Source organism: Streptomyces sp. NPDC057616 (genome assembly GCF_042800575.1).
In the GTDB taxonomy this organism is placed as follows: Bacteria; Actinomycetota; Actinomycetes; order Streptomycetales; family Streptomycetaceae; genus Streptomyces.
In genome coordinates this window covers 8425-21064 of record NZ_JBHVGU010000048.1, presented here as the reverse complement: position 1 = coordinate 21064, position 12640 = coordinate 8425, and the positions used below count along the sequence as shown (strand labels likewise).

The window sequence follows — 12640 nt, the reverse complement described above, 5'->3', positions numbered from 1 at the left end:
CGGTGCGTCATGGCGCGGTGTCCTCGGCGAGGACCCGCGTCATCGTCCGTTCGGCGAGGGCCGTGATCGTCACGAAGGGGTTCACGCCGATCGAGCCGGGCACCAGCGAGCCGTCGGTGACGTAGAGCCGGGGATAGCCCTTGACCCGGCCGTAGTCGTCGGTCGCCTTCCCCAGCACGCAGCCGCCCAGCGGGTGGTAGCAGAAGTCGTCCGCGAAGACCTTGCCGGCCGAGCCGAACAGGTCGTAGCGGTAGATCGTGGCGTTGGCCGCGTTGATCCGGTCGAAGAGCTTCTTGGCCATCGCCACCGAGACGGCGCTCTGCGCGGCGCTCCAGCCGAGTCTGACCCCGTCGCTCGCCGCGTCGTACGTGAACGTCGCCCGCTCCGGGTTCCTGGTGATCGCCAGGTAGAGGCTGACCCAGGTCTCGAACCCGATGGGCAGCGGGGCGATCTCGGCGAAGACGGGGTTGGCGGTGTTCGCCCAGTCGTCGATGCCCATGACCGGCATGGTCGACTGGTTGGCGCCGACGGTGTCCCAGATGTGGTTGGCGCGCCCCAGCATGGTGTTGCCGTTGGTGCCCCAGCCGGCCCCGACGCTGGAGTTCAGCGCGGGCAGCGCGCCCGTGTCGCGGGCCCGGACCAGCAGTTCGGTGGTGCCGACGCTGCCGCCGCCGAGGAACAGGTACGTGCAGCTGTACTGCTTGGTCTCGACGACCGCCCCGGAGATGTCGATCCGGTCGGCGGTGAGCAGCCAGCTCCCGTCGCCGGCCCGGCTGATGGCCTTCACCCGTTCCAGGGTGTTGATGGTGACGTTGCCGGTGCCCAGCGCGGCGGCCAGATACGTCTTGTCCAGGCTGCGCTTGCCGTAGTTGTTGCCGTAGATGACCTCCTTCGCGAGCGCGGACCCGGTGGCCGTGCCGGCGGCCTCGCGCTGCATGTAGCCGAAGTCGTAGACGTTCGGCACGAACGTGGTCCTCAGGCCGGCGTTGGCCGCGGCCTTCCGGGAGGTCCGGGTGAACCGGTACCACTCCGTCGACTCGAACCACGCGGGGTCGACGGTGTTGACGCCGAGCATGGAGCGGGCGCGCGGGAAGTAGGTGGTGTACATCTCGGCCGCGTCCACGGTGGGGAACTGCTCGGTGAAGTACGACTGGAGCGGCGTGACCGCCATCCCGCCGTTGACCAGGGAGCCGCCGCCGACGCCCCGGCCCAGGTAGACCGACATGTTGTCGAAGTGCACGCGGTCCAGGACGCCCGGGTAGGGGGAGATGCCCTTGTTGACGACGTCCAGCCACAGGAACGTGGCCAGCGGGGCCTCGGTGCGGGTGCGGAACCACATGGAGCGCTGGTCCGGCGCGTCCGTCGAGCAGAAGATCTTCCCGTCGGAGCCGGCGGTGTTCCACAGCCGGCCCATCTCCAGGACGAGGGTGCGGATGCCGGCCTGGCCGAGCCGGAGGGCGGCTACGGCGCCGCCGTAGCCCGAACCGACCACGACGGCGGGCGCGTTGTCGACCGCGGCCGCCTCCTCGGCGGCCTGCGCGGAGGTGAGACCGATGCGGGTGAGACCGGCCGCGGCGGCCGTCTGGAGGGCCATCATGCCCAGTATGTGACGTCTCGTCAGCTGACGCTGCATCAGTTTTGCTGTCATGCGCGCAGCATCGGCGGATTATCCGCTTCCGCCTAGAGCAGCGTCTTCAACTTCTCCGCCAAAAGGTCCCAGCGCCACTTCTCCTCGACCCACTCCCGTCCCCGCTCCCCCATACGGCGCCGCAGTTCCGCGTCGCCCAGCAGCACGGTGATCCGGTCGGCGGCCTCCTCGGGGCTGCCGCCGCGCACCACCCAGCCGGTCTGGCCGTCGAGCACGGCGTCCGGGGCGCCGCCGGAGTCGCCCGCGACGACCGGCAGCCCGGTCGCGGAGGCCTCCAGGTAGACGATGCCGAGCCCCTCGACGTCGAGCCCGCCCCGGCGGGTGCGGCACGGCATCGCGAAGACGTCGCCGGCGCCGTAGTGCGCGGGCAGCTCCGACCAGGGCACGGCGCCCGTGAAGCGCACGGAACCGGCCACACCGGTCTCGTGCGCCAGCCTGCGCAGGTCCTTCTCGTACGGGCCGCCGCCGACGATCAGCAGCACCGCCTCCGGCTCGGCGGCCAGGATGCGCGGCATGGCGCGGATGAGGGTGTCCTGCCCCTTGCGCGGCACCAGCCGGGACACGCACACGACCACCGGCCGGTCCGTCAGCCCGAGCCGCGCCCGGACCGCGTCGCCGCCCGACGCCGGGTGGAAGGTCTTCTCGTCGACGCCCGGCGGCAGCTGCACCATCCGCCCGGCCGCCCGCGGCGTCAGCGCGGTGGCGATCCGGGAGCGCGTGTACTCGCCGAGATAGGTGATCGTGTCCGTCGACTCCCCGATCCGGCGCAGCAGTTGGCGCGCGGCGGGCAGCTGCGCCCAGCCGGCCTCGTGCCCGTGGGTGGTGGCCACCAGCCGCTCGGCGCCCGCCCTGCGCAGCGCCGGCGCCATCAGCCCGAGCGGCGCCGCCGCCCCGAACCACACCGAGGTGCACCCGTGCTCCCGCAGCAGTCCGGCGGCCGTACGCGTGGCCGCCGGGGTGGGCAGCAGCATCGTCGTACGGTCGCGTACGACGGTGAAGGGCTGCTCGGCGTCGAAGGCGGCCGTGGCCTGTACGCCCTCCCGGCCGCGCTTCCAGGTGGAGGCGTACACGACGAGCCGCTCGGGGTCGAGCCGCAGCGCCATGTTGTGCAGGAACGCCTGGATGCCGCCCGGGCGGGGCGGGAAGTCGTTCGTCACGATCAGGGTCTTGTGCATCGCCGCCGACCCTACCCAACCGGCGCTCACAGCTCGTCACGGCCACGTTTATGGCAAGCACACAGCCGGGCAGGACATCATGTTCTCCTCAAGGGTGGAGCGCGGCTCCCGGAGAAGGACACGGACGGACGGGGGCCTCGGTGGAGATGGCGGCGGCGAGGCGGTCCCTGGCGGGGCTGCTGGGGACCTGGGGCCTGACCAGGCTGTTGCTGCTGCTCTTCGTCTTCAAGGTGTTCGTCTTCCCGGGCCCGGACGTCACCACCGACGTGTCGGTGTTCTACCAGGGCTGGTACGAGACGCTGCGCCACGGCGCCTTCCCGCAGACCGACGTCACCTGGCAGTACCCGCCCGCGGCAGCCCTGGCGATCCTCTCGCCCGCGCTGCTGGGCTTCCTGTCGTACGCGAAGGCCTTCTTCGTGCTCGCCTTCCTGGCCGATCTCGTCGTCCTCCTCCTGCTGCTGTACGCGGGCCTGCGCCCCGGCAAGACGCTGCGCGGCGCCTGGGTGTGGGTGGTGGGCGTCCCGCTGCTCGGCCCGACCGTCTACGCCCGCTACGACGTGATGGTCACCGCCGTCGCCGTGGCCGGGCTGCTGGCGGGCGCCCGGCGTCCCCGCCTGATGGGCGCCCTGCTGGCCTTCGGGGCGATGCTGAAGGTGTGGCCGGCGCTGCTGCTGGTCGGCGCCCGCAGGCGCGGCGCATGGGCGTGGGCGGCGGCGACCGCGCTCGCGATCGCGGCACTGTTCGCGCTGACCATGCCGGGCTCGCTCGCCTTCCTGACCTTCCAGCGCAACCGCGGCACCGAGGTGGAGTCGCTGGGCTCCCTCGTCTTCCACGTCGCCCGGCACTTCGGCTGGAACGGCCAGGTGCTGCTGAACTACGGCTCGGTGGAGTTCCTGGGCCCCTACGTCACCCTGGTCAGCTCGGCCGCGCTCTTCCTGACCGGGATCGCCTTCGGCTGGCTGCTGCTGTGGCGGCTGATGGCGACGCGGTTCCTGCCGAACACGCTCGCCGACGCCGCCTTCGTGGCGGTGCTGATGTTCACGGCCACGAGCAGGGTGATCAGCCCGCAGTACATGGTCTGGCTGGTCGGGACGGCGGCCGTGTGCCTGTGCTTCCGCGGCAGCCGTATGCGGCTGCCGGTGTGGCTGGTCGTCGCGGCCGCCTTCGTGACGGTCCTGGAGTTCCCCGTCTGGTTCCAGCACGTCGTCACGAGCGACACCCTCGGCATCACGCTCCTCGTCCTGCGCAACGGCCTGCTGCTCGCAGCCGCCGTGTTCTCCGCCGTGGAGCTGTGGCGGTCGACGGTGCCGCGCGAGCCGGTGCCGCCGCTGCCGGCCCAGGCGACCCGCACCCGCGAGGCGTCGACGTCCTCCTGAGGCCACCGGCCGCCCGGATCAGCCGAGTTGGGTCCGCAGGTAGTCCTGCCACTGCCGGGTGAACTCGTCCGGATCCGTACCGAGGACCTTTCTCATCGCGTCCTCGACCGAGCCGGCGCGCGATGTGTGGTCGCCGACCGCCCGGTAGAACTGCCCGAGGCGCTCCTGGCCCCACCGGTCCGCGATCAGCCGGCAGGCCAGCCAGCCGCCCTCGTAGGACTCCGCGAGCTTCGTGGGGTCGCCGCTGAACCCGAAGTCCTTGTCCGTCGGCAGAGCGGACGGCACGTGCCCGTCGTCGACCGCACGCGCCAGTTCCGGCGCGGCCTCGGCCGGGGTGCGGTCGGTGCTCAGGTAGCCGATCCAGTCGGCGTACCCCTCCGACAGCCACAGCGGGGTGGCGGCGTTGGTGTGGGCGCGGGTGGCGACATGGGTGGTCTCGTGGGTCAGCACGACCTGCTTGCCCACCGGGCCGAGCAGGGCGTACGCGTCCGGGTTGACCACGATGCGGTCCGCGGGCGCCTGCGGCGGGCCGCCGACCTCGCCGGTGGTGACCGCCGCGATCCCGCGGTACTGGGAGGCGGGCGAGCCGAGCAGCCCGGCCATGCCCTCCACCGAACCCGGCACGAGCACCACGACGTGCCCGGTCCAGTCCAGGCCCCACACCCGGGACACGTTCGGCACCGCGTCGTCGGCGAGGTCTGCGTAGGTGTGCAGCGACTCGCTGGACTGCCCGGTGCCCAGGACGATGCTGTGCCGGCCCCGTACGACCGTCACCGGGCCCTGGTCCCACAGCTGCTGGGCGGACTTCCTGGCGGGCTTGTCGGTCTCCACGTACCAGTGGCCGCCCCGGTCCTTGGTGAGGGTCAGGATGCGCCCGACGGTGACGGGAGCGTTGTCGTATCCCTCGATGCGGTAGCGCAGTTCGGCGTCGGCGGTGGCCCGGTCGCCGCTGCCGTGCAGGGCCGTCACCCGGTACGACCAGGACGCCAGCGGCACCCCGCGCAGGTTCTCGAACCAGCCGGGCGCGCCCGTCCTCGCGAAGGCCGCCCGGTCGCGGTCGAGGACGGCCGTGGACCGGCGGTCGAGGACCCGCTGGAGATCGGCCTGCCCGGCCGCACCGGCGGCCGGGCCGCCGCAGCCCACGAGGGAGACGAGCAGCAGCACGAGCGCCACCACCGCGCATCCCGACGCCCGCCTACGACCAGCCACCTTTCCGATCGTAAGGCCGATCAAGGCGGTTGGTCAGACCCTGGTGACCGAGGACACGGGCAGCATGTTCACCGGGTCGTAGCGCACGGCGGCCCCGGGGTGGGGTGCGTGGATCACCTCGCCGTTGCCCATGTACATCGCGACATGGCTGGCGTCGGACCGGTAGACGATCAGGTCGCCGGGGCGCGCCTCGGAGAGCGGGATCCGCCGGCCGGCGTACCGCTGCTCCTGCGAGGTGCGCGGCAGATGGATCCCGGCCTGCGCGTACGACCACTGCATCAGGCCCGAGCAGTCGAAGCCGGAGGGGCCCGAGGCGCCCCAGATGTACGGCATGCCGAGCACCGAGCGGGCGGCGGCGATCGCGGCGGCCGCGCGGGCCGAGGCGGGCAGGGCGCTGCCGAAGTCCGGGATGACGCCGCGGCCGTCCCGGGAGGCGCGGTCGTAGGCGGCACGCGCCGCGTACGGAAGGGAGTTGAGCAGGGTGCGTGCCTTGGCGAGCTTCTTCTCGACGGTCTTCTTGTGGGCGGCGACCGCCTTGCGGCTCTTGTCCAGGTCGGCCAGTTTCAGGACCGCCTCGGCGCGCTCCTGGGACAGCTCGCGCATCGCGGACTGCAGATCCCTGAGCTCGCCGGCCTGGTGGGCGCCGATCCGGTCGAGGGCGGCCGCCTTGTCGAGGTAGTCGGCCGGGTCGTCGGAGAACAGCAGGGCCAGGGCCGGGTCGATGCCGCCGGAGCGGTACTGGGCGCCGGCCAGCGAACCGAGCGACTCCCGCATGGTGTTGATGCGCTCCTGCTGCCGCGCGATGCGGTCCTGTGCCTCGCTCACCTGCCGGCGCAGCGTACTCGCGTTCTCGCCTGCCTTGTTGTACGCCTCGGTCGCCTTCTCGGCCTCCGCGTAGAGGCGGTCCACCTCGGCCTTGGTGTTGTCGTGCGGGGCGGCGGTGGCCGGCAGCGCGCCGAGCGCGGAGGCCGCGGCGGACAGGACACACAGGGCGGCGCCGGCGCCCCGGTTGAACCCGGACGTCGGTGCAAGGCGGCGATGGGACCCCACGGGAAGCCGCGCTCCTTCCGCTGGCGACAAGGACTGCCTCCCCGCCGGAGCGGGGAAACGCGGCAGACAGTAGCCCCGCGGCGGGGCGGCGGCCAAAGACCTCCGGGGCAACACAACGTGACGCCCCGCCGCTGACGCAGGTCATCGGCGGGGCGCGGGGTCAGTGCGGGTTCACGCAATTCGCCCGTTCGGGCGGCACGCTGTGCTGATCTTGATACGGGCTGCGGGCCCGGGTGTCAGATCCGGACGCCGAACTGGAACGGCATGTTGCCGATCGACTCGTAGCGCACGGTGGCACCGGTGTGCGGTGCGTGCAGCACCTGGCCGTTGCCGGCGTAGAGGCCGATGTGGTGGAGGTCGCCGTAGAAGAGCACGAGGTCACCGACCTTGAGCTGGCTCTCGCTGTAGATGCGCGTGCCGGCGTTGGCCTGGGCCTGCGAGGTGCGCGGTATGGACACGCCGGCCTGGGCGTAGGCCCAGGAGGTCAGGCCCGAGCAGTCGAAGGAGGACGGGCCGGTGGCGCCGTAGACGTAGGGCGAACCTATCCGGCTCTGGGCGGCGGAGAAGGCCGCGGCGGCCCGGCCGGAGGCGGAGCCGGTGTTGCCGAGGTCCACGCGGTCGGCGGCGGAGCGGCTGGCGCGCTGGTCGGCGGCGGCGAGCGCCGCCTTCTCGGCGGCCGTCAGGGTGTTGAGCAGCTTCTGCGCCTCGGCGAGCTTGCTCTGCACCTGCTTCTTCTTCTTGCCCAGTTCGGTGCGGGTGGAGGCGAGGTCCTTGAGCTTGTCGGACGCCTCGGCGCGCTCCTGGGCGAGTTCGCGCTGCTTCTCCTGGATCTTCTTCAGCGCCTCGACCTGCTGGGCGCTGAGCTGGTCCGCGGTGGACGCCTTGTCCAGGTAGTCGTCCGGGTTCGACGACAGGAAGAGCTGGAGGGAGGAGTCGATGGTGCCGGAGCGGTACTGCGCGGCCGCCGCCATGCCTATGGAGTCACGGAGCTCGTTGAGCTCCTCCTGGCCGCGGGCGACGTTGTCCTGGATGGTGGAGATCTCCTTCTGGAGCTTCTCCTGCTTCTCCTTGGCGCCGTTGTACTTCTCGGTGGCCTGCTCGGCCTCCTCGTACAGCTTGTCGACCTTCGCCTTGACCTCGTCCTTGGAGGGCTTCTCACTGGGCGCGGCATTGGCGGCCTGGGCGCTGATGGCTACGGCGGCAGCAGCGGCGGTGGTGAGCACGGTCACGCGCGCACGGCTCGGCTGCTTGGGTCGACGGTGGGTCGCCACGAAGGTGAACTCCTTCTTCTGAGTGATCACCCGCTCGGAGGTTCGGAGCCAGACCCTAGTGACCCCATCGTGATCAGATCAAATCCTCAGGAGCAAAATCTCGTCACAGCATGCATTCTTTACACACAACTCACGTGCGGTGATGCGCGGTTGACACTACGTTGCGTGACGATCCCACCAATTCGGGCATTAAACCTAGAAGTTCGACCTTAGGGACAGCACCCTAGGAAAGCCGTTTCAGGAGCACCGCGGAGGCGACCGGCCGGGCACCCGCCTTGGCCACCCCGTCGGCCACCTCGCGGTCGGTGGAGGCGACGATGACAGGCCGTCCCGGCGGCTCGGCGCGCACCAGCTGGCGGATCAACTCGTCGGCCGTCACGCCCGGTTTGGAGAACAGCACACGCACGCCGCGCGGGGGCGCCAGCAGCACCGGCGCGGCCAGCTCGGCCCCGTCGAAGACGCAGGTGACCTCGGCGCCGGTCTGCGCGGCGAGCTGCGAGAGCTGGCCGAGCAGCCTCAACCGCTGCTTCTCCAGGGGCATTTGGGGATAGCCGGTCTTGGTGACGTTGTAGCCGTCGACGAGCAGGTGGGCCTGGGGCAGGGCGAGCAACTGGTCCAGGATCGCCGGGTCGTGCTCGGACAGCGCCCGGGCGGCGATGTCCTTCGGGGTCATTCGTCCCGGTTCCACCGCATCGACGGTCTCGGCCGGCCGTACGGAGACGGGTGGCAGCGCCAGCTCCCGGCGCAGCCCCTGTGTCGCGTCCAGCAGGGTGTCCAGCAGCAGGCGCACGCGCATGTCCTCGACACTGCGCCCCTCACGCGCCGCTTTGCGCGTGGCCTCCAGGGCGGCCTCCGCCTCGGCGAGCCGCCCCTTCAGGCGCCGGGACTCGCTCTCCGCGGCGGACACCTGCGCCTGCGCCTCGGCGCGTGCGGCGTCCATCTCGCCCTGGACCTTGCGCAGGGCCGCCTCGCCCCGCTTGACGTCGCTGAGGGCCGCACGCAGCTTGCGGTGGGCCGCGTCGGCCTCCTTGCGGGCCGTGTCCAGGTCGGCGCGCAGCCGCTCGGTGTCGAGCCGGGTCTGCTCACGGGCCCGGTCGAGCTCCTCGCGCAGCCGCTCCAGCTCGGCCCGGCTCTCCTCGTCGGCGCGCTCGGCGTCGGCCCGCAGGGCCTCCTCGCCGGCCGCGGTCACGAGCTTCACCCAGCCGGTGGGCCGCAGAACATAGGCCGCGGCCGCCACGTCGAGCGGGTCCGCGGCCGGGGGCGGCGAGCCGGAGTCGAGGGCGCCGGCCAGCTCCGGCTGGGCCTCTCTGAGCTTCTCCCCGATCCGCTGCCGGAACAGGGGCTCGGTCTCCAGCGCGGCCGCCATCGCGTTGCCCGCGAACTTGGCCCGGCGGCTGGGGGTGAAGCGGGCGTACTGCCTGAGCTGCGCGGGCAGTTCGGAGACGGTCAGCCCGCCGAACCCGTCCGAGACGATCTGGACGACCCTGCGGCGCACTCCGTCGGGCAGCGGACGGTCAAGCACCTCGGCGGTGCCGTCGCCCGGCCCCCCGCCCGCGGTCTCCACCATCCGTCACACCCCATTACCTGTGGGGCCGCTCCGCTCAGGAGTCGGCGCCCGGCCTGTCCACGAGTTCCACCTGGTCCACCGCGTTGCACCAGCGGCAGCGCACCGACTCGATGGTCTCACTGACCACCTCGCGCTCCTCGACCTTCGGCTCACCGGCCAGATCGAGGTGGACGTACTCGACCACCTTCGACGAGCGGGTCACGTCGAACCGCGTGAGGTTGCCGCAGAGGGTGCAGCGCCACCGTGTCGAGGCGGTCGGCAGGGGAACCGTCATCGTGACTTGTACCTTTTCCTTCTAGGCCGTCTATTGTCCGCGACGCGCCAGCTTCCCTGGAGCGTGTGGCCGTAACCCTACGGCCTGGCGGCGACCCGCCGCCCGCCTGTCCACGGCGGCGAGGCGTTCTGTGCGAGTACGCCCCCTTGCGTCATGCTCTGTATCCATGATCAGCCACCGGAGCCCGACCGTCAGCGGAACGAGCCGGCATCCGTCGGCTCCCGTGACCTGCACGCTGCTCGTCCTGTGCTGCCTGGTCTTCGTGATCGGCCCCGCCTCGGGCCTGAATCACGCCTACGGCTCCGGGGACGCGCTGCTCGCCGCCCAGCGCGCGTACTTCCACCGGTGGGGGGTGATTCCGGCCGAGCTGTTCCAGGGCTCCCCGAGGGCCGCCCTGACCCCTGCCACGGCCCTGTTCGTCCACGGCAACTGGGTGCACCTGCTCGGCAACATGCTGTTCCTCTACGTCTTCGGCGTGATGACCGAGGAGCGGATGGGCCGCACGGAGTTCGCCCTCTTCTACCTCGGCTGCGGCTACCTGGCCCTGCTCGGCTACGCGGCCGCCAATTCCGCCTCCGGGCAGTCGCTGGTGGGGGCGTCCGGGGCGATCTCCGCCGTCCTGGGCGCGTTTCTCTACCTGTTCCCCACCGCCCGGGTCACAAGCCTGCTCCCGTTCCTCCTCTTCCTCCCGGTGCGCTTTCCCGCCTGGGTCGTCCTGCCCTTCTGGGCGAGCCTGCAGTGGCTGGCGGCGGGCCGCGCGGACCAGGGGCCGGGGGTCGCCTATCTGGCCCACCTGGTGGGCTTCGGGCTGGGCTTCTGCTACGCCTGGGTGCGGTTCGGCCGTACGGCTAGAGTGAAGTCCGCCCCTGCTCCGGCCCCTGAGGGAGAGAACCAGCCGTGATCACCGCGATCGTCCTCATCAAGACCAGCGTGGACCGGATCCCCGAGATCGCGGAGTCCATCGCGGCGCTGGAGTCCGTGAGCGAGGTCTTCTCGGTCACCGGCACGTACGACCTGATCGCCATGGTCCGGGTCAGGCAGCACGAGGACCTGGCCGAGGTCATCCCGGGCAGCATCAGCAAGATCCCCGGCGTCGAGGCCACGGACACCCACGTGGCCTTCCGCACCTACTCCCAGCACGACCTGGAAGCGGCGTTCGCCATCGGCCTGGACTCCTGACCGGCCTGACCGGACCGGCCCCGCGTCATCCTCGGACGCGGGGCCCCGGCGTCGTCAGACCGCCGGTACGCAGCGGCCGTCCTCCGTGCGGTACTGCCACTTCGCGCCCTGCTGGACCAGTTCCCGCACGGCCGCGACGAAGCGGTCCACGTGCTCGTCGGGAGTGCCGGCGCCGAAGCTGACCCGGATGGCGTTGAGGGACTTCTCGCCGGGCGCGGCCTCGGGGGCGCCGCACTCGCCCTGGGTCTGGGGGTCGCTGCCCAGGAGGGTGCGCACCAGGGGGTGCGCGCAGAAGAGCCCGTCGCGGACGCCGATGCCGTACTCGGCGGAGAGGGCGGCCGCGAAGTGGGAGCTGTTCCAGCCCTCGACGACGAAGGAGATCACGCCGACCCGGGGCGCGTCGTCGCCGAACAGGGACAGGACCTCGACCTCCGCGACGTCGGCCAGGCCCTCGCGGACCCTGCCGATCAGGTGCTGCTCGCGCGCGACCAGGGAGTCGAAGCCCGCCTCGGTCAGGGCCTTGCAGGCCGAGGCGATGGAGTAGGCGCCGATCACGTTCGGGGAGCCGGCCTCGTGGCGGGCGGCGCTGTCGTGCCACTCCACGTCCACTCCCCCGTCCTCGCGCCGCGTGACCTTGCGGCTGGCGCCGCCGCCGGCCAGGTACGGCTCGGCCTCGCGCAGCCAGTCGGCGCGGCCGGCCAGCACACCGGAGCCGAAGGGCGCGTACAGCTTGTGTCCGGAGAAGGCGACCCAGTCGACGTCGAGCTCCCGCACGGAGACCGGGTGGTGCGGAGCCAGCTGCGCGGCGTCCAGCACGATCCGCGCGCCGTGGGCGTGCGCCGCGGCGGCCAGCTCCCGCACCGGCCACAGCTCACCGGTGACGTTGGAGGCGCCGGTGACGCAGACCAGCGCCGGACCGTACGGGTCACGGTCGGCGAGGGCGCGCTCCAGGGTCGCCACGGCCTGCTGCGGGGTGCGCGGCGCGTCCAGGTAGGTGACCCGGGCGTCCTGCCAGGGCAGCAGGCCGGCGTGGTGCTCGGTCTCGAAGACGAAGACCTGGCAGCCGGCGGGGAGCGCCCGGGCGAGCAGGTTCAGCGAGTCGGTCGTGGAGCGGGTGAAGACCAGCTGGTCGTCGCCGCGGCAGTCCAGGAACTCGGCGACCGTGCGGCGGGCGTTCTCGAACAGGTCGGTCGACAGCTGGGACAGGTATCCGGCGCCGCGGTGGACGCTGCCGTAGTAGGGGGCGTAGGCCGCCACGTCGTCCCAGACGCGCTGCAGGGCCGGCGCGCTGGCCGCGTAGTCGAGCGCCGCGTAGCCGACCTCGCCGCCGGTGACGAGCGGGACGGTGACGTCCCGGCCCAGGACGGGCAGCGGGGCACAGACGGAGGGGGCGGAGGCAGCGGTGGAGACAGACATGGCGAACTCCTGTGAGGGGTCGGCGGATTCACCGTGCGAGCGGGTACGGCTCGAGCACGGGACAAGGTGAAAAGGGGTACGCGGAGGCGGGGCTCGACGCCCTAGCGCATTCGCTGACTCACAGAAGGCTCCTCGACGACCAGGACCCCTGGTGTACGAGGGATCCGCGCTTGCCGTAGACCTCGCTGCCTACGGCCTGGTCTTCACCCGGGGCACCCCGCCACGGACGGAGGGTTGCCGGACAGTCGGCCGGGGCCTCATGACTGTCACTCATGACCTGGAAAAAACGTACGTGAAGTGATCGCGGTCCCGCAACCCGTGTCCGGATTCCGGGACCGCGATCCCGCTCGTGGGGGGGGCGGGAGGGCGGGGGAAGGCACGAAGGGGGGGGGGGGGGCGGAGGGGCCACAGACTGTTTGGCGCCCCCCCACAACCCCACACCACTCTTGTTGGGGTGGAGGGGAGTGAACCCACC

11 protein-coding genes and 1 riboswitch are annotated in these 12640 nt (G+C 71.8%); of the genes, 3 read left to right on the top strand and 8 right to left on the bottom strand.

Annotated elements, in window-relative coordinates:
* Positions 1-7: 7 nt before the first annotated feature.
* Both ACFU97_RS39845 and ACFU97_RS39840 read right to left on the bottom strand, forming a co-directional pair.
* Positions 8-1597, bottom strand: coding sequence for a GMC oxidoreductase (locus tag ACFU97_RS39845; protein ID WP_384266596.1), 1590 nt, complete (start codon positions 1595-1597; stop codon positions 8-10).
* Between the two features lie 83 nt (positions 1598-1680).
* Complete coding sequence (locus tag ACFU97_RS39840; RefSeq protein ID WP_384266504.1) at positions 1681-2823, bottom strand: glycosyltransferase family 4 protein; 1143 nt, start codon at positions 2821-2823, stop codon at positions 1681-1683.
* A gap of 146 nt (positions 2824-2969) precedes the next feature.
* Here ACFU97_RS39840 and ACFU97_RS39835 point away from each other — a divergent pair, with 146 nt between their 5' ends.
* Positions 2970-4199 (top strand): glycosyltransferase 87 family protein, encoded by a 1230-nt coding sequence (locus ACFU97_RS39835; protein WP_384266502.1) that lies wholly within the window; start codon positions 2970-2972, stop codon positions 4197-4199.
* Between the two features lie 18 nt (positions 4200-4217).
* Here the strand turns inward: ACFU97_RS39835 and ACFU97_RS39830 are convergent, their stop codons facing one another.
* The 5 genes from ACFU97_RS39830 to ACFU97_RS39810 form a co-directional block, all read right to left on the bottom strand.
* Complete coding sequence (locus tag ACFU97_RS39830; protein ID WP_384266501.1) at positions 4218-5408, bottom strand: hypothetical protein; 1191 nt, start codon at positions 5406-5408, stop codon at positions 4218-4220.
* Between the two features lie 33 nt (positions 5409-5441).
* Positions 5442-6458, bottom strand: coding sequence for an NlpC/P60 family protein (locus tag ACFU97_RS39825; protein ID WP_384266498.1), 1017 nt, complete (start codon positions 6456-6458; stop codon positions 5442-5444).
* 236 nt (positions 6459-6694) lie between these two features.
* Positions 6695-7729: an NlpC/P60 family protein gene (locus ACFU97_RS39820; protein WP_384266594.1), complete on the bottom strand. Its 1035-nt coding sequence runs from the start codon at positions 7727-7729 to the stop codon at positions 6695-6697.
* A gap of 223 nt (positions 7730-7952) precedes the next feature.
* A complete protein-coding gene (locus ACFU97_RS39815) occupies positions 7953-9296 on the bottom strand; it encodes an NYN domain-containing protein (RefSeq protein ID WP_384266496.1) in 1344 nt (447 codons plus the stop codon).
* A gap of 34 nt (positions 9297-9330) precedes the next feature.
* Positions 9331-9570: a hypothetical protein gene (locus ACFU97_RS39810; RefSeq protein ID WP_020137397.1), complete on the bottom strand. Its 240-nt coding sequence runs from the start codon at positions 9568-9570 to the stop codon at positions 9331-9333.
* A 166-nt stretch (positions 9571-9736) separates the two neighbouring features.
* On the opposite strand from ACFU97_RS39810, the gene ACFU97_RS39805 reads away from it, so the two are divergent.
* Both ACFU97_RS39805 and ACFU97_RS39800 read left to right on the top strand, forming a co-directional pair.
* Positions 9737-10471, top strand: coding sequence for a rhomboid family intramembrane serine protease (locus tag ACFU97_RS39805; protein ID WP_384266493.1), 735 nt, complete (start codon positions 9737-9739; stop codon positions 10469-10471).
* Positions 10468-10749, top strand: coding sequence for an Lrp/AsnC family transcriptional regulator (locus ACFU97_RS39800; RefSeq protein WP_384266490.1), 282 nt, complete (start codon positions 10468-10470; stop codon positions 10747-10749). Before ACFU97_RS39805 ends, ACFU97_RS39800 begins: the two co-directional genes overlap by 4 nt.
* 54 nt (positions 10750-10803) lie before the next feature.
* On the opposite strand, the gene ACFU97_RS39795 is transcribed toward ACFU97_RS39800, so the two are convergent.
* Entirely contained in the window at positions 10804-12165 is a 1362-nt protein-coding gene (locus tag ACFU97_RS39795; RefSeq protein WP_384266488.1) for an aminotransferase class V-fold PLP-dependent enzyme, read from the bottom strand.
* Between the two features lie 161 nt (positions 12166-12326).
* Positions 12327-12443: riboswitch (SAM riboswitch) on the bottom strand.
* Between the last annotated feature and the right edge of the window lie 197 nt (positions 12444-12640).